We start from the raw sequence: 18864 nt of genomic DNA on the forward strand, positions 1-18864 counted from the left end.
CAACAACTAAAATATGACAACCATCAATTCAAAATCTTAATTGTATTTCCTTCAATCCAAGTTTTGAATTCATCACCATAATATAAGTAGGCAGTACTGGCAGGTGCTTGATAGTCACCTGCAATATCGGCTTTGAGGTCAAGCCTGATGGTTTTTGTTTCAGAAGGTTTGAGCGACCTCCAGTAAAACACCAGATAGTTATCAAACACTTCATAATAGGCTACTTTTTCTTCTTCTAATAGTTCTTTCAATTGCCAAGGTTGTGCTGTAGTTCCAGATGGAATACCAATAATAGATGTCACCATTCCTAAAGGTTCTGCTTTAGCATTAGATACGTGTATAGTCATACTCACATTGTCACCAACTTTATACTTACTTTCAAGAAGTTTAGTGTCTAATTTTAGCGGATTTTCAGAAGAGGAATCTGGAACATAACTATCCCAGTTTATAGTTAAACAATATGGAAAAGTGACGTCATCATTAGCAAATTGCACTTGAATCTTTTGTTGCCCTTTTTTGAAATAAGTTTCTAAACTATCAATGACGATCTTTCCTTGAGAGTTAATATTCAATCGTCTTTTTAGAGACTGACCATTAATTGTTAATTCTACGGTATCATTAGCTTTGATAATATGCTGTTTTTGCATTTTAGTATAATTGATCAATGCTTTTAATGCCATAGCTGTAGATTGCGTAGAACCAAATCTATCGTACTTTCTTAGACCTACTAAGTACTCAACACCTTTAGCAATCAAAACTTTATCTGCCTGAACTTCTCTCATTAAAGCTAATAAGGTAAAAGCGGTAGTTTCTATATGTTTTGCATTTCCGTAGGACCTTGTAATGGTGTTTTTCACAGGTAAACCTTTAAAATCACCCTTAAAGATTTGATCTTTAAGTTTACCAATAAGTATACTTGCATTTTCTGGCTTATTAAGATTATAGCTCGCTAAGGCCATCATTGCCATTTTATAAGCATCTTTACTTTTTAGAGCATCTTTAAATGCTGCTTCGTACTCTAAGCTGAGGTCTACATCAATTCCTGCTTCGCTAATCGCATAGACGATATAAGCATTGGCAACATCGGCTGGAGAGCTCGCAAAACTATCATAACCTTTAGTACTTTTTTTAAAGCCACCTTTCCCGTCTTTTCTGCTCATGAGCCATTGTACAGTTCTATCGATCATGGCTTGATCTACATTATCATAGACCTGTTTCATCTCAGTAAACTCTAAAATACCGTAAGCCGTTAAGGTTTCATGAGGAGGTGTTTTTCCAAACCACTCAAAACCACCTTTTCTGGTTTCAAACCCAATGAGACGCTTATAACCTTTATCAATAAAATCTAAAGCTTTGGCTTCTATTTCAGGATTGCTTTTACCAGATTCTTTAAGATACTGAAGCACCATAATGTTTGGATATGTTGATGATGAGGTCTGTTCAAAACAACCGTAAGGAGCTCTTATTAAAGATTCTATTCCGTTCATTACGTCACCAATAACATCTGTGTAAATATTGAATTCGGCGCTTAGACTTCCGTCAACAACACTATTAATATCAAATTGGTAGACTCCAGATTTAGAACCAGAAATCGAGGTTTCTGTTGGGAAGTACGGACTTAAAATCGTCACCTTCTTTTTAACCACGTCACTTAGAGTTTCAGAGTTTATATGAACTTCAATCGTTGCTTTTTCCACTTTTTCAATAGGAACTACACGAACGTTTCTCAACACCGAGCTGTTGGCATTAACAGTGACTTGACCGTCATAACTTTCGATAAACTTTAACTGTTTAGGTAGTATAATTTCGATATCAGCAGTAATGTCTTTATCGGTCTCGTTTGTTATGGTCAATGGTAAAATCACGACATCTTTAAGCGCCATATAGTTAGGTGACTTAAAATCGACATTCAATAATTTTTTTGTGGCATAGGTTTCTTCTTGTCTTCCAATCATACCATTAAAGCCAACCCCTTCAGTAGTAATTTTAAAAGAGGTGATGGCATCATTATTGTAAAACTCAACTTCTGCTTGTCCATTAGCATCTGTTTGAACCACTGGATTCCAATAAATAGTTTGTCTAAAATCGGTTCTTTCGCTTGTAGCATTTCCACCTACATAAACAGGAACGTAAAATTCTTTTGAGCGAGAGAGTCGCGCTGGTTTCGAGTTTTGAAAATAGGCGATACCATAGTTATTGAACTTGGCATTATTTAATTTTTTCTTTGAACTATTATTAATATAACCACCACTATTGGTTTGAATAACAATAACACCATTAGCACCTCTACAACCATAAATTGCTGTAGCTCCAGCATCTTTTATCACGCCAACACTGTAGAGGTCTGAAGGATTAAGGTTTCTAAAAACACTTTCGTCTACAGGGACGCCGTCGACTATAAACAAAGGTTCGGTATTTCCAGAGATACTTCCAACACCTCTCAATTGGACAGTTGAGTTTGCACCAGGCGCACCATTGGCTGTTGTGATATGAAGTCCTGCCACTTGCCCTTGTAATAATTGTGCTACCGAAGATGTGTTTGAGAGGGTTTCTTCTGAGACTATTACTACAGAAGTGGTTGATGCGCTCTTACTTGTTGTTCGATATCCTACAACAACTACTTCATCAAGTTGGCTAGAATCTTCGGTAAGCGCAATTTTTGTTGCTTCTGCTTTTTTTAGAATCTTCTTTTTTAAAGGCTTTTCTTCTTTATCAAAAGCTTTGATGTCTTCGGTATTTTCTTTATAAGGAGCGTCTTTATGATATTGATAGCGACCATTAATAAAGTTCGTTTTTTTAATAAATACAGATTTTCTATCATCTCTGTAAGCCAATAGAACCAGATGCTGACTATCTGTGAATTTAAATGTAAATGTCCCATCGTCTTCGGTATCAAATACAAGTATTTTATGACCAGATCTATCCATAAGGAGTAAATGTGCTGTAATTGGCTTTCCGTTTTTATCAACGACGGTTCCGGTCTGTATAGCATGTTGTTCTGGTAAAAACTCAGCATTTTCTAATGTTACTTTTGGATCCACAATATAGTTCCTCCACCCATGCGTAAGCATTAAATAGTCTAAAGCTTCGGCAGATTTTTCTTCTTTAGGATTGAGGTAAAAACTTGGTTTATGAATTTTTCCTTTTAATTCTGAAGACACTAATAAGTACGACAGGATATGATCTTGCTTGTCATCTGCAAACGATAACAACTTGTTGTCTGCAACAGCAATAGATACGTTGGAAGGCAAAGGCTGACCTTTGGCATCTGTAGTATTGATCTTTAATTTTACTTTTTCACGAGTTTCGTAAACGGTTTTTTCTAAGTCTATAGCAATATTTAACTGTTTATGTGCATTGACAAACACCAAACGTTCAGCCACAATTTGATTTCCCTTATTTTTTATACTGAATTTGGTAATTCCCATTGGAAAGTCTTCAGTATTTATACTAATAAAATTCTCGTTGTTAGATATTTTTTTCTCAAGTAATACTTTGGAAGCACTTGAAACCTCTAAGCGTAATGACTTTTTTTCAGTAGAAAACAGTATGATTTTAGCTCTAGATTCTTCCGTTTCTACTGAAAACCGAGTTCCTTCGTTTTGAACTTTTGGAAGCACAATTTCGCGTTCAGAAGCAAAAGGCGATTTTAATTTTGCTACATAGGTTTCACCTTGTTCTGCGGAAATCGCAACACGTCCCATACCGTCATGAAAACTTGAAAATGTGGCTACAGTGTTACCTTTGCTGTCAATAATATCACCGCTTACATCAACGGGTTTTGCAAATTCATTAAGGGCCTTGAATGCAATAGTATTTGTAGTTCCTGCTATGATTTGTCCACTTTCAGGAAAAAACTGAAGATCAAGATTGTCTAAGACCACAGGAACACTTCGAGAAATAGATTCTGTTGATCCTTTGTATGGAATAAGAATATTGAGAACCACATCTGTAGAGCTCAACTCTTTAGGAAGCGTAAATGATGGATTTGTTTTTCCTTTGATGTCTGTCACTGCTTTTTGAGTGATTATTTTTTGTCCTTTTACTGAGACTTCATATGTGATTTCTGTACTAGCAAGCGGTTTGTTCTTTAAGTCTTTAACTTCAAAATTGGCAATGACTTCGCTGTTTTTTCCGTAGCCTTCTTTTTGAAAGTCCAATGTTAAAAGCAAGTTAGGTTTTACCACTTTTTGAACTGTTATTTGTTTTGTAAAAAAGGCGTGTTCACCAAAATTACGCATCCAATTCGTATAGATTTTTAATGTGTAAATACCGCCTACCCAATTAGCGTTAATATCAAAATCGCCATAGGCATAACCATCTTTGATAGATAACTTTAGAGATTTAACTATAGCGCCTTTAGGTGAAATAAGTTCTGCATGTGCGACATCACTAAGGTTGGAAACCGTATTATTTTCGGTAACGATATAAGATTTAAACCACAGTGTCTCACCAGGGAAGTAAAATGGTCTATCAGTTTGTGTATATATTTTTTCTACTGGAGCTATTGTATTTTGATATGCTTTAAAAGCCGTCAATGATGTCATGACAATAAAAGCTAAAAGACAATAAACACCTGTGTTTTTTATAGTTTTCATAACGATTATATTTTAATGTTGAGCATAAAACCAACCTCACTTGTAATTGGCATATTAAAGAAGTTTAATCCAAGACTAGATGATGTGTCGTAGAGGTTACGATAAGGAGAGGCACCATCAAACTTGGTCCATGTGATAAGATTATTAGCGTACAAACCAAGAGTTAATTCTCTTATAAAAGTAGAACGGTCGTCGTCAAAATCGAAGTTATAAGAGAGGTCGATTGATTTTATATTAACATAACTCGCATCTTGAATAGCTGTTTCATCAACGCCTGAAAACCCATAGCGTACAAATCTGTTTTGTGAAATATCATTTTGCGGATTATAAAAATCAACAGGAATTGTATTTTGTTGTCCTTGCTGATTGACGCCTGAGAATATAAAGTTGGTAATTGTTCTTTCATTAGCAGACTGTTGAGATCTCCCTAAATAATTGAGTACATTTTGAGTGCCATTCCAAACATCTCCTCCTTTTTGGATATCTAAAACAACTTTTAGTTTTAAATCTTTCCATGCAAATGACTGCTTAACTCCAAGATTAAAATCAGGAATTGGGTCACCAATAATTTGCGGTTGACTAGCCACTAAGGGAAATCCTTCGTTATCAATGATAATGTTGTTTTGACTATCTCTAGCATAAGCAGATCCTACAATGGCTCCGGCAGATTCTCCTACAATAAGATTTTTAGACACCGATGAAAATCCGGCAATTGGAACACGTTCTTCGTCACTATTTATGCTAGTGACTTTTGCCCTATTAGTGGAAAAAACAAAAGTAGGACTGTAATAAAAATCTTCTGATATTCTAAGTCTTGAATGGAGACTCATTTCTAATCCTTTGTTTGTTATATCTGCAATGTTCTTTAGTACGTAATTGCTGTTTTCAAAAACTGGAAACACAGAACCTTTAGTTTGCGTATTGAAATAATCCAGATCAAAATTGAAATAAGTATTACCGATATAAAATCCAAGATCTACACCAAACGCATAGCTTTGTTTTTCCTCTAGATCTAAAGCATCACTCAAAAACAAATCGTTGTTGGCCGTGTAGTTTAAACTTTGTGATGGTAATAAGGTCAGGCTGTTATGACTTTGATTGTTGTAAAACAACGATGGGTTATTAACATCGAAAGACGTTGAAGCATAAATATTGAAATTGCTAAAATTATAAATGTCGAATATCCTTTCGAGATCCGCATTAAATTGTAAAAATGGAAGCGCCAACTTATTGTTTTGAACAGATGAGATATACGAATTATTACCTATAGTAAACTCAACATCAGAATAGTTTAAGCCATAAGTGAATTTGTTTAGAATCCGCAATGTATTTCTGTTCAAGCGATTATTAATGGTATTAATTGTTTGCGGGTTTTCAAAGCTAAATGAATTAAAACCAATACCTTCATTGAGGTTATATATTAAGTTTTCAGCAGAAAAGTCGAGTTTAGAGATGATTTGAATTTCATTTTTACGATCGTGACTTTCATATTCAAAATCGAGTATGGCATTGAAGACGTTCTTTTCAATAGTTTTATCACTAGAATACCCATCTTCAAATCCAGCTGAATTATTTACCAGCCCGAAATTTTGAGTGTCCTTATTTCTAGTATAACTTAAACTGTTATGAATATTAACGGTTTCAGATAGGTCAATTCCATTTTTAAGATAAGCGACAAAGAATTTGTTTTTTTCGGAGTTACGATTATTGTCTAATAACCAATTAGGGTTATTGAAGCTTGTATTAAAACGACGTTGCATGCTATTGGCTAAAATGGAATTTTGAGCATTACTAAAACTAGCTGGAGTTGCCCAAGCATTTAATAAAGTGTTATTTAAAAACCCATTTACATTGGGTTGATTGTCTCTGTTTTTTCCAAACTTTAGATAAGATTCCCATGACAATTTTTTAGAGTTGCGGTAGCTTTGATTAAAAGAGATTTTCATAAAATCGCTAACGCTTTTCTCTCTGTTGAAGACATCTTTAAATTGGGTGTTTGTATAGTTAAGTTCGAGAATACTTCCATCTGTAGATGCGCTAAACGAAAGGGTGTTATCTGTTTTGTATGTTGTTTGTAATACGGCATTGTCATATAGGTTAGAAGCTATCCCATTGCCATTACCAAGGGCAACTAATTGTCCGTTAACATCATAATCATAGATGCTACCATCAAATTCTAGATTATTTAGTTTTGGGCCATAAGAAAATGGATTACCTGTTTCGGCACCTAAAAAAGCAAGTTCACCATTAAGAGAGGCACCTTGAGCATAAACAGATTGTAACTTAGGCAAGTTCTCGTCTTTAAAAAATTGAGTTCCGAACTTGCTATTGAATTTGATTTCAAAATAGATATCCGAATTAAAGTAAGTCAAATCTACTTTGTTGTCCTTTACTTGAATTTCCTTGATACGATCATATTGGTAATTATTGACTTTGTTATAAGTTCTGTTAGAAATGTCTAAACTGGGTACGTTAAATTGAGTAAGGTCTTTAGTTTTTATGGCATTCTTGTATGCATCATTTTCAATAGGTTTTATAGGAATTTGATCAACAAAAAAATCGTTAGAATCTAATCCTAGCATTTTTGACGTGACCCTTACCTCTTTGGTTGTCATAGCGATATACTTAAACACTAAAGTTTCTCCAACTTTGCATTTAATACTATAATTACCATCAAAATCGGTTTGAACGCCTCTAGTTGTGCCTTTCACTATAACGCTAACACCTGGAAGCGGAAGACCATCTACTTCAGAATTTATGGTGCCACTCACAATGCCTTCTTGAGCAAACAAGTTTGCCGAAACAAACATGACCAACCCCATACATAGTTTTTTAAGTAATTGATTTTTCATAATACTGACGGTTTAATGGTTCAAATCTATTTCAGTATTAGAGATTTAGAAACCAGAAATGAGTGAAAGCTACGTTTCAATGAGTGAAGTACTTCAATAAAAAATCCCCTTCAAATAGAAGAGGATGTATTATTTTAAAGTTTTTTGTAGGGATTAGACAGTCATAATCTAATATTGAGAACCATCATGTTTACCGCTTTCCCAGCCGTGTTTACCTAGGTATTGATCTCCGCTTTCTACAGCGCCTTCTTCAATAGATGTTCCCATGGAGTCATTCCATCGGTTGAGGTAACCAAACAGAGATATCACACCAAGCATTTCAACAATTTCACCTTCATCCCAGTGTTCATACAAGCGTTTTTTGATATCAGCGTTTACAGCATTAGGCACAAGAGAAGCGGCCAAACTAAAATCTAAGGCAGCGCGCTCGGCATCCGAAAACGCAGGATGGGTTCTGTATTCCCAAATATTATCAAGTTGTTCTTGTTCGGCGCCATAACGTTCTGCGGCACGAATAGCATGAGCTTGGCAATAGCGACAGCCAGTAGAATTACTACTTACCCAAGCAATCATACGCTTTAAGGCTGAGGTTACGCGACCTTCATTGGCCATAACTGCTTTATTTAAATTGATAAATGCTTTACTAATAGCAGGACGACGTTGCATAGTTAATACCGAATTTGGGCAAAACCCAAGGGTCTCGTTAAAAAATTCAGCAAGTTGTTTTGTTTCTAGATCGTGTTCTGCAGATAAAGGTGTAACTAATGGCATATTTTTGTTTTTTTTAGTGGTATTTTTGAGATAACAATAAACGAAAAATTCTTCAGATATGTCTCATAAAGTTATCACACATTGGAAAGGAAATTTACAATTTGAATCTGATAATCCTAATGGTAAATTAGTGACTATGGATACGACGCCAGAACACGGTGGTCACAATTCTGGATTAGGTCCAAAAGCAATGATGCTGTCGTCATTGGCAGGCTGCTCTGGATTAGATGTTGTTTCTATTCTTAAGAAAATGAAAGTGCCTTTTTCAGATTTTAGAATCGACACCTATGGTGAGCTTACCGATGAACATCCAAAATACTATCATACCGTTTCAGTAGAATACCATATGTATGGTAAAGATCTTGATGAAGAGAAGATTAAAAAAGCGGTAGATCTTTCAATAGATAAGTATTGTGGTGTTATGGAAATGTTCCGAAAATTTGCAGATGTAAAAACATCTATTCATTATCATAACGTATAGCGAAAATTTTCTATATTAGTATATGCGTTGGACTTTAAAACCAAAACCTAACCCTCAAACGGTAGATACTTTACAAAAAGCATTACAGGTAGATATGTCTATTGCGTCTTTATTAGCACAAAGAGGTATAGAGACCTATGAAGATGCCAAAGCATTTTTTCGCCCAAGTTTTGATGATTTGCATGACCCTTTTCTTATGAAAGATATGGATAAGGCTGTAGCACGTATCGAAATAGCGTTAGCAGATAATGAAAATATCTTAGTGTATGGTGATTATGATGTTGATGGCACGACTTCGGTTGCGTTAATGTCGTCGTATTTGAAAACTAAATCAGATCAAATCGCAACCTACATACCAGATCGATATGATGAAGGCTATGGGATTTCTTACAAAGGAATTGACTTTGCTCATGATAATGGGTTTTCGCTTATCATTGCTTTGGATTGTGGTGTTAAAGCTATTGACAAGATTGATTATGCTTCGGAAAAAGGCATCGATTTTATTATTTGTGATCACCACAGACCAGGAGATAAATTGCCAAAAGCTATTGCTGTTTTAGATCCTAAACGAGACAACTGCTCGTACCCTTTTAAAGAATTATGTGGCTGCGGTGTTGGGTTTAAACTTATTCAAGCATTAGCTTCAAAAGAGGGAAAAACAACAGAAGATCTTGTTGAATATTTAGACCTCGTTGCAACTGCAATTGGAGCTGATATTGTTCCAATTGTAGATGAAAATCGAGCTTTGGCCTATTTCGGATTGCAAGTGATTAACACACAACCAAGACCAGGAATAAAAGCCATCATAGAACAAGTAAAAAAAGACCAACTCACAATTACGGATGTCGTATTTATTGTGGCTCCTAGAATTAATGCTGCCGGACGTATGAAGCATGGAAATTATGCTGTTAGCTTGTTAACAGAAACAAATGAAACCCTTGCTCAAGAGTATGCTCAAGAGATCAATACCTTTAATCAAGATCGGAGAGAAGCCGACAAACGTATTACAGAAGAAGCGTTGCTTCAAATTAAAGAACATAAAGAAGAGGAACGATTTACAACTGTTGTTTATGACCAAACATGGCATAAAGGTGTTATAGGAATTGTTGCTTCTAGACTCACCGAAACCTACTACAGACCAACGCTAGTTTTTACCAAAAGTGGTGATAAGTTAGCGGCTTCGGCGCGATCGGTTTCTGGTTTTGATGTGTATAATGCGTTACAGGCTTGTAGTGAACATATTGAACAATTTGGTGGACATAAATATGCTGCTGGATTAACGCTGAAAGAAGAAAACTATGAAGCGTTTAAGCAAGCGTTTGAAGATGAGGTCACCAAAACTATTGATAGAAGTCTACTCACTCCAGAAATTAAAATCGATAGACAAATAGAGTTACGTGAGATTACGCCAAAATTCTATCGAATTATTAGTCAGTTTGCACCTTTCGGACCAGGAAATATGACCCCTATTTTCATGACCGAAAATTTAAAAGATACTGGTTATGGTAAATGTGTTGGAGACGATGACAAGCATTTACGATTAACAGCGACTCAAGACCATAACAAAGTTGTGGGAATTGGATTTAACTTAGGTGACAAAATCACCTTGATTAAAAATCAAAAACCTTTTAATGCAGTGTATTCTATCGATGAAAACCATTGGCAAGGTCAAGTGAGTTTACAACTGAAATTACGTGATATTAAATCGTAATATAAAACTTGGTTTTGCGTTACTCCATTATGAAATTAACCATCATCTTTTCTTTTTTACTATTTCTGAAATTTTCAATGGCTCAAAACCTTGTGTTAAACCCTAGTTTCGAATCTCAAAAAACAGATAAATGTGTTTTTTATATAGGCGGATTTAATAGTAAGGTTTCTAATTGGTCAACACCAAATATGGCATCGACTGATTTTTTTGACAAATGTAGTAGCAATGCAGGCCTTAAAAATTATAATGGATATCAAAAACCTAAAACGGGTGACGCCTACGCAGGAATGTATTTTTATACAGATAAAAACTATAGAGAGTATGTTCAAGGTGAGCTATCTGAGACTTTAAAAAAAGGAGAGAAGTATAAGCTTATGTTTTATTTAAGCCTTGCCGATCAATCATCTTATGCATTAAAAGATATTCAAATTTTAATGACTGAAGAACAGTTAAAACCGTGCTATCACTCAAACAGTTGTGAGAAAGTGATCAAACCATCAAAAGTCACGAAGAAGAAATTTAAATTGTATTCTAATACAGAAGGGATTTATTTTTCTAACAAAGAATCTTGGATGGAATATTCATTTGAGTTTATTGCCGAAGGTTATGAAAACTACTTTTCAATTGGTAATTTTTATAGAAACTCTAAAACTCTAAAGCAGGAGGTGTTATCGTCTAGCGAGTTTTACTTTTCTTATTATTATATTGATGAAGTTTCGATAGAGTCGTTAGAAAAAAAAGCATTAAAAAAAGATATTCAGATCTCGGATGAATCAAGTATAAAAACCAATGAAATTTATATCTTCAAAAACGTATTGTTTGATTTTGATAAGTCTGAATTATTAGAAGCTTCGATAGAAGAATTAAATCAATTATATAAGCATCTGAGCAAAAACTTAGACTTAAGTATCGAAATTTATGGACACACTGATAATGTTGGTTTAGATAGTAGAAACAAAGAATTATCAAAACAACGTGCCAAAGCTGTCGCAGATTATTTAATTTCGCAAGGTCTAGATGAGTCTAAGATACTATCTTTTGGGTTTGGCAGTTCCAAGCCAATTTTAACAAACGATACAGAAGAAGGGCGACAACAAAATAGACGAGTAGAGTTTAAAATAATTCAAAACTAACTTTTGCCTAAAAACGATCCATACGCAGCATTACGATATAGAGAATTCAACATTTTTTTAATTCTTCGTTTTGCTTTAGTTTTTGCATGGTCAATGCAATTTGTAGTTATAGAATGGCAAGTCTATGCTTTAACTGAAGATCCATTATCATTAGCAATTATTGGTCTTTGTGAATTTTTACCAGCTTTTTTTCTTGCACCTTTTGCAGGACATATTGTTGATAAAAAAGAAAAGCGAAACTTATTTACACTATGCATAGCATTATTTTCTTTAATAAGCTTTGGGCTGTTTTGGCTAACTTCAGATATGATTGAATCGTCATGGGAAACACATACCATTTTATACGGAATTTATGGATTAGTATTTTTTGGTGGTGTATTGAGAGCTTTTTTTGGTCCCACGATATTTTCACTTATTGCATTGCTGGTTCCTAAGAAAATATATCCTAATGCAGCGACGTGGAGCAGTAGCACATGGAAAGGCGCTAATGTTTTTGGAGCTTTATGTGGCGGTTTTTTAATTGCTTGGATAGGAGTAAATCATACATTAGGCATCATATTTTTATTAGTAATGATAGCTTTAGTATTGGTATTTCAAATCACTAAAAAGCCAATTTTAAATAAAGGAAATAATGAGTCAATCAAAGAAAGCTTAAAGGCTGGACTTAGTTTTGTGTTTAACGATAAAGTTATTTTAGGCGCACTAACTTTAGATATGATTGCTGTTTTATTTGGAGGCGCAGTTGCAATTTTTGCTGTATTTGCAAAGGATATTTTAGATGCAGGACCAAAAGGATTCGGGATATTAAATGCAGCGCTTTCTTCAGGTAGTATTATCACTATGTTAGCGACAACATATATACCTATTACAAAAAATACAGGAAAGAAATTGCTCGTTTCAGTTTTTGGGTTTGGGTTTTGCATGATTATTTTTGGTGCTTCAAAACTTCTATGGCTGAGTGTTTTAGCCTTATTTTTTTCAGGAGTTTTTGATGGAGTTTCAATGGTCGTGCGTCAAACCATACTTCAGCTTAAAACACCAGATCACATGAGAGGTCGTGTAGGCGCAGTAAATTCTATGTTTGTAGGATCTTCTAACGAACTCGGAGCTGTTGAGAGTGGTATAGCCGCTAGGATTTTTGGAGCACCTTTAGCAGTTATGTTGGGAGGAACCGTAACATTAATTATCGTTGCTATAATAGGTGTTAAAAATAAACCACTACGTAATCTCGATTTAACAAAAGATATTGAAGCGCATGAAAAGGAAGAAGAACTTATTTAAAGGTCTTTAGTTCCATATGTTGACCATCAAAAACACCATAAGTATAATAACTAATCCAATCGCCAAGGTTGATATATTTTGATTTCTCATTGAGTTCAATGTCAAGAGGTAGATGTCTATGCCCAAACACGAAAAAATCACGATGTTTATTTTCTAATTTTCGCTTACAGTATTGAACCAGCCATTCGTTATCCTCACCTAAGAACTTAGCATCTTCATCGCCAGAGATCATTTTATTCTTTACAGACATATAATGTCCTATACGCATTCCAAAATCTGGATGCAATAAACGTTTAAATAACCATTTACAAATAGGGTTTGTAAATACTTTTTTCATGCGTTTGTAACCCTTATCTCCAGGGCCTAAACCGTCACCATGCCCAATAAAAAAATGTTTGTCGTTAAATACAAATTCTTTGGGTTTGTGAAAAACAGGAATATTAAGTTCTTCTTCAAAATAACCATTCATCCATAGATCGTGATTACCAACAAAGTAATAAATAGGAATTCCAGAGTCACTAATTTCAGCAAGTTTTCCTAAGGTTCTTGTAAACCCTTTAGGAACCACACGACGGTATTCCATCCAAAAATCAAATAGATCACCTAATAAGAAAATTGCAGCGGCATCTTTTTTAACTTCGTCGAGCCAAGCCACGAATTTTTTTTCACGCGGTAAAGACGCTTTCTTGTTGGGAGCACCCAAATGGTTATCTGATGAAAAATAAATTTTCTTGCCTTCAGGAATTTTTATGTGCGTTGACTTAGTCATTATCAGTAGCATACCACTCGGCGTAAGAGGTTGCTGTTTCTTGAAGTTTTAAGGAGTGTAATTTTATAGTACTAGGCAAACGTTGTGTGATCTTTTCAGCAAAATCAATAACCATCATCTCACTGGTAGGCTGGTAATTTACGAGCAATACGTTATGACCACGATCTTTCAGTTCTTTTGCTAATTCGACATGAGGTGTGTTTTTATTAAACACAGTGGCATGGTCAAAAACATCTACAATTTCTTCTTTAACAATCTTTTTTAGGTCACCAAAGTCGATAACCATCCCATATTTTACATTGGTATTATCTGAAATAGGTTGCCCTATAACGGTTACATCCAAGCGGTAACTGTGACCGTGAACATTTTTACACTTTCCATCATAACCATAAAGGGCATGACCAGTTTCAAAAGAAAATTGCTTTGTGATTCGAATGTTACTCATTATCGTCTTTTGTTACGGTTATAGAAATAAACAATAACCAAAACTATCCCTAAAATAAGGAATAAACCGTTTCCGCTTACAAATGACATGATATCCATAGACTATATTTTGAACTATTAAACTAAGTTTAATATGTATTATGCGCCAAAGTTACGTCTTTTGGGAAAGCGATAAAAATAGTTGTCTGAATTTTATGATTAGAGGCACACCTCTGGCAATAATCCAAACCGTTAATGCAATAAACACTGCATATAATTTAAGGTCATAACTATCCAATATTAATAGAACAGGTATGAACACCAAACCAGTAGATAATAGTAATAGATTTCTTAGGAATTTCATTTTCCCCATACCTTTAAACATTCCATCAAAAATAAAGGCTAAAGCACATAAGGGCTGCATGGCTAAAACGATCCAATAGATTTTGTAAAACTCATTAAGAACCTCTAGATCTTTGGTGAAAACAGAGCCAACAAAACTATAACTGGCTAATCCAATTACGGCTAAAATAAAACCAACGCCTATACCACATTTGATTAAGAACCGACTTAATTCCACCAGTTTTTTGTAGTCTTTTGCACCTAATAGTTTTCCCGAAAGGATATTTCCAGCGCTTGCATAGCCATCTATGATAAAAGCGCCTAAAAACCACAAGTTAATAGCAATCGTATAGGCGGCAATATATTGCGTTCCGTATAAAGTAGAATAGCTCGTTGCAAAGTATAGCGTAGCATTTAAAGCTAAAGTTCTCACAAACAAATTGAGAACCATGATGGTGAAGGTCTTAATTTGTTTATTAAACGGAAATGTAACTCGTAAAGAAATATCAGTCTTTTTCAGAAGGAAATAAGCAGAACATAATGCCATGATAATTTGAGCGATAACGCTTGCATAAGCAGCACCTTTGATATGCATTGGACTGATAAACCCATCAATACCATATACAAAAACAACGTCTAAAACGATATTGACTATAGTTCCAACAATAGCAATGATCATGGGATAGAATGTGTTTTGCAACCCTCTAAACGTGCCAAAAACAGCAATGGTAAAAAGCGTAAACGGAAATCCGAAAACACGAATATTATAATACTCAACACTATAATCTAGTATTTGACCAGACGCATTGTAGAAATTAAAAATTTGAGATGAGAACGGTAAGGTTATGGCTATAATTACAATACTGATCGAGGTGATTAAAAAAATGGCTTGAGCCGGGAGGTTTTTAACCTGATCCAACTGATTTGCACCTAAATGTTGCGATACAATTGATGAAATAGCACTTCTGGTTTGTCCAAATACCCAAATAAGCATGGAGATAAATGCACCAACAATTCCAACAGCTGCTAAGGCTTCAGCAGCATTATAATCAACATTACCAATAATAGCGGTGTCTGTAAGTGATAAGATAGGCTCAGCCACTCCAGAGATTAAAGCTGGAATAGCAAGTTTGTTGATGTTTTTTAATGTGATAGCTGTTTTCAAATAATACGTTCGTAACAATAAAAAGGGAACTCACTTTGCTTCGGAAAATAAATATTTCCCAAGCGTTGATAGCCACGAAGTTCGTAAAATTTTTGGTTTCTTTTGTTCTGAGAGAAGGTGTCTAATCGAATAGAGGTATAGTTATTTTCTATGGCGTAGTTTTCGGCAAAGTCCATTAATTGTTGTGCATAGCCTTGCCCTTGGTATTTTGGATCAACCGCTAAGCGATGGATATAAATGTTGTTTTCATTTGGCGTTAACCACTTTATTGGCTCATATTCTTTATCCATTACTGTAGATATGACGATACAGCCACTAATACTGTTGTCGATATCTAATACGTAAAGCTCATCACGACGAACGTCATTTTCAAAAGCAGCTCTATTAGGATAATGCTCATTCCATTGAAATATGTTTTGATTAATCATATGTATGGCACATGCTTTTGTTATGTCCATGATTGCATCTATATCGGCTCGAGTTGCTTTACGTATCATATTAATAGTTACCTTTGCAAAAATTTAAACAAAGTTACTTTTAATTATTTGATTATGAAGTCTATTCTTGTTCCAGTCGGGTCCTCTAAAAATGCAGAAAGTCATTTACAGTATGCTGTAGATTTTGCTAGAGCTTTTGGCGCTAAATTGTACGTGGTACAAATTTATAATGTTTATACAAAAGCTGGGACGATGATTAAGGTTGATCATATTTTAGAGCGTGAAAGTTTAGAGTTCTTAAAAGGACATGTATCTAAAATAGACACTAAAGGGGTTGATGTAGTGGTGAAGACATTTAAAGGAAAACTTGTAGATACTATAGAGTTGGCTTGTGAAGCATTAAACGTTGATCTCATTTTATTAGAGCCGCGAACAAACTCGATTAAAGATGAGGTGTATTTGGGAAAAACATCTGGAAAAATTGTAAAGCAAACGAATATTCCAGCGCTAATTGTTCCTGAAGGCTATGTTTATAAACCAATTGTAAAGATTTTGCTTGCGGTTAAATCTGCTGTAATTAGAAAAGAGGATGCTTTAGATCCGTTAAAAGCTATAAAAAATCAATTTAAAGCAGTGGTTAATTTGCTTTTGGTGAAAACACCATTTTACAATGAAGGCGATTTAAATGTTGATGAAGATTTAGCTAGTTTGATTACAAACACAACAACCAGTGAAAACGCTACGACCTATCAAGGTGTTTTAGAGCACTATAAAAATAATAATCCAGACTTATTATGTGTTGTGAGACGTAAGCGTGGGTTTTTTGTGAAGAAATGGGAAAAGAGTACCATTTTAAAGAAAGACTTCAGTAGCGCTTTACCTGTCTTAGTTTTAAGAGGTTTAAAATAATTTTTGGGGATGTAGCTCAGTTGGCTAGAGTGCTTGACTGGCAGTCAAGAGGTCACGGGTTCGAATCCCGTCTTCTCCACATCAAGCGCAGCTTGTAATAAATCAAAACTAAAAATCTGACAAGTTTACTTGATCAGATTTTTAGTTTTGATTTATTATTTCTTATCGGAAACGACGTTGCATTTGCAGTAGTGGATCATAGAGGAACTGCCGGGCTAATCCCGTCTTCTCCACAATTAAGCGTAATTTAAAAACAAAAAGCCCGACTGTAAAATGTAGGGCTTTATTGCTTAAAACCTTAAACAAGAGGTTCAAGGTTCTAACTAACTACATCGTATAGCATATCTATTTAATTCGACATAAATATTCCTATTACTATAAATGTGTAAAATAAAATCAAGAATAGTATTATTTTTCTTTGTTCTGAAACTGTTCTTTTCACCATCATAGAAATAAATTAATATGTTATTTTAATCTAAGAGAAAAAGAACCCATAGTATAGCACTACAACTATGGGCTCTGAAAAACCTCTTGTCTCAAATCAGAGATTATTGTTATTAATCTAAGATTCTACTATTAACCAAATATTATGCTACTAATACAATAATTTAAAAGAGGTTATTATATGTTTATTCTTTTTCATTTCTTAATACTCATTATCAATGATGATTTGATAAACGAAAAGTATTGGTTTTTATGCAAACCTGAAATAAGCACCAGCGCGCAATATATGAGTACTGGCACTTATAAGCTTCTTTAGAGATAAATGATATAAAGAGATATAACACATGATAAAAAAACCCAAAACTTTCGTTCTGGGTTTAGTTTTGAACTAAATCGAATCTAGTTCTCCCTTATTTAAACGTTTAAGATTGCTTTAAATTAATCTTTAATAAGCTTTTTGGTAAGTGTACCTTCAGCGTATTTGACTTCTATTAAGTACAATCCTGATGCAAATTCTGAAATATCAAAACGTAGCCCCTCAACTATATTTGTGTCTTCCTTTATCAATTTTCCTGAAATATTATAAATAGATACTTTTTCTATTTTAGAATTGCCTGAATGCTCAATTCTAAATGCCCCATTAGTTGTAGGGTTAGGCACTAGAGCAATATTGTTTTCTGTAAAGTCTGATTCATTAACAGATAAGGTATCGCAAGATCCTGAAACACCATTAGCTGAGGTATCTCTAAAATTACCTTCTACACTCATGAGTTCAAACCCAACTAAATTACCGTCTAAGTTATTTGAGGATTTGTCGGTAACAGTAGTAATCGTTGTATTATCTGTATTTACCGTACCTTGATTTAGATCAAAGTTTAGGATCAACCCTGTTTCATCTCCAATTAACTGACAATCCATTGATGCATTAATTTCGACCTCAGTCCTTGCATAATTCCATAAACGAACTTCATCCATCATACCTTGCAACGGATATGGGTCACCTCCTGCAGTGGCACCTGCACCAATTCTGAGAGGGTTACTGTTAGGTGTTAAACTTCCTGAGCCGGCTTGAGTTCGAACATTTATACCATCAATGTAAAACTTTACTTCGGTACTGCTTAAAGTTACAGCTATGTGATACCATTGATTTGTAGTTACCGAGTTCCATATATAATCGGTGAAATTACCTCCAAATCCAGAGTGATAAAAACGAAAAATCTTATTACCTCCATCTGTTAACAGCATAAGCCCATAAGACTCGTTATATCTAGATTTAGCAAAGATGCATTCCCAATCCCATCCGTCAGTTGTTCTATTGACTTGATCAAAATTTACCCAAGCCTCAAACGTAAAGCTCGTGGTGAAATCTAATGAATTATTATCAGGGATTTCTACATAATCCCATGAAGCAACTTGCCCATCAAAGTCTAACCCTGTGGCAGTTTGTGCTGTTAAAATTTGGCATAGAAATACCGAGGTAAGTAAAAAAAGTAGTTGTTTTTTCATAATTAAATAGGTTAAATAGTGTTTGTTACTCCTATGACATGT

At 34.6% G+C, this 18864-nt stretch carries 13 protein-coding genes and 1 tRNA gene; 6 read left to right on the plus strand and 8 right to left on the minus strand.

Translation table 11 applies throughout. The annotated features are described in order from the left end of the window. Positions 1-23: 23 nt before the first annotated feature. From KWG70_RS04135 to KWG70_RS04145, 3 genes are all read right to left on the minus strand, one after another. Positions 24-4598: a TonB-dependent receptor plug domain-containing protein gene (locus tag KWG70_RS04135; protein WP_230934714.1), complete on the minus strand. Its 4575-nt coding sequence runs from the start codon at positions 4596-4598 to the stop codon at positions 24-26. Positions 4599-4603: 5 nt separating this feature from the next. Further along, positions 4604-7450, minus strand: a complete 2847-nt coding sequence (locus KWG70_RS04140) for a carboxypeptidase-like regulatory domain-containing protein (RefSeq protein ID WP_230934715.1) — start codon at positions 7448-7450, stop codon at positions 4604-4606. 168 nt (positions 7451-7618) lie between these two features. Beyond that, positions 7619-8221 (minus strand): carboxymuconolactone decarboxylase family protein, encoded by a 603-nt coding sequence (locus KWG70_RS04145; RefSeq protein WP_230934716.1) that lies wholly within the window; start codon positions 8219-8221, stop codon positions 7619-7621. A 58-nt stretch (positions 8222-8279) separates the two neighbouring features. Here KWG70_RS04145 and KWG70_RS04150 point away from each other — a divergent pair, with 58 nt between their 5' ends. The 4 genes from KWG70_RS04150 (at position 8280) to KWG70_RS04165 (ending at position 12827) form a co-directional block, all read left to right on the plus strand. Next, positions 8280-8702: an OsmC family protein gene (locus KWG70_RS04150; protein WP_230934717.1), complete on the plus strand. Its 423-nt coding sequence runs from the start codon at positions 8280-8282 to the stop codon at positions 8700-8702. 22 nt (positions 8703-8724) lie between these two features. Next, positions 8725-10413, plus strand: a complete 1689-nt coding sequence (recJ, locus tag KWG70_RS04155) for a single-stranded-DNA-specific exonuclease RecJ (protein WP_230934718.1) — start codon at positions 8725-8727, stop codon at positions 10411-10413. Positions 10414-10490: 77 nt separating this feature from the next. Continuing rightward, positions 10491-11546 carry an OmpA family protein gene (locus KWG70_RS04160; protein WP_230934719.1) on the plus strand — a complete coding sequence of 352 codons (1056 nt, stop codon included), beginning with the start codon at positions 10491-10493 and terminating at the stop codon, positions 11544-11546. Positions 11547-11549: 3 nt separating this feature from the next. Then, positions 11550-12827 carry an MFS transporter gene (locus tag KWG70_RS04165; protein WP_230934720.1) on the plus strand — a complete coding sequence of 426 codons (1278 nt, stop codon included), beginning with the start codon at positions 11550-11552 and terminating at the stop codon, positions 12825-12827. Here the strand turns inward: KWG70_RS04165 and KWG70_RS04170 are convergent. The 4 genes from KWG70_RS04170 to KWG70_RS04185 all read right to left on the minus strand — a co-directional run bounded on the left by KWG70_RS04170 (position 12820) and on the right by KWG70_RS04185 (position 16023). Then, entirely contained in the window at positions 12820-13578 is a 759-nt protein-coding gene (locus KWG70_RS04170; RefSeq protein WP_230935019.1) for a UDP-2,3-diacylglucosamine diphosphatase, read from the minus strand. The genes KWG70_RS04165 and KWG70_RS04170 overlap by 8 nt on opposite strands. Positions 13579-13588: 10 nt before the next feature. Continuing rightward, positions 13589-14041 (minus strand): 6-pyruvoyl trahydropterin synthase family protein, encoded by a 453-nt coding sequence (locus KWG70_RS04175; protein ID WP_230934721.1) that lies wholly within the window; start codon positions 14039-14041, stop codon positions 13589-13591. A 150-nt stretch (positions 14042-14191) separates the two neighbouring features. Then, positions 14192-15526, minus strand: coding sequence for an MATE family efflux transporter (locus tag KWG70_RS04180; RefSeq protein WP_230934722.1), 1335 nt, complete (start codon positions 15524-15526; stop codon positions 14192-14194). Further along, positions 15523-16023 (minus strand): GNAT family N-acetyltransferase, encoded by a 501-nt coding sequence (locus tag KWG70_RS04185; RefSeq protein WP_230934723.1) that lies wholly within the window; start codon positions 16021-16023, stop codon positions 15523-15525. Before KWG70_RS04185 ends, KWG70_RS04180 begins: the two co-directional genes overlap by 4 nt. Positions 16024-16077: 54 nt before the next feature. On the opposite strand from KWG70_RS04185, the gene KWG70_RS04190 reads away from it, so the two are divergent. Together KWG70_RS04190 and KWG70_RS04195 are read left to right on the plus strand one after the other, a co-directional pair. Further along, positions 16078-16872 carry a universal stress protein gene (locus tag KWG70_RS04190; protein ID WP_230934724.1) on the plus strand — a complete coding sequence of 265 codons (795 nt, stop codon included), beginning with the start codon at positions 16078-16080 and terminating at the stop codon, positions 16870-16872. A gap of 5 nt (positions 16873-16877) precedes the next feature. Next, positions 16878-16951, plus strand: a tRNA-Ala gene (locus KWG70_RS04195). Positions 16952-17754: 803 nt separating this feature from the next. Here the strand turns inward: KWG70_RS04195 and KWG70_RS04200 are convergent. Further along, positions 17755-18822, minus strand: a complete 1068-nt coding sequence (locus tag KWG70_RS04200; protein WP_230934725.1) for a LamG-like jellyroll fold domain-containing protein — start codon at positions 18820-18822, stop codon at positions 17755-17757. Positions 18823-18864: the final 42 nt, after the last annotated feature.

This window comes from Psychroserpens luteolus (genome assembly GCF_021032705.1).
Classification (GTDB): Bacteria; Bacteroidota; Bacteroidia; order Flavobacteriales; family Flavobacteriaceae; genus Psychroserpens; species Psychroserpens luteolus.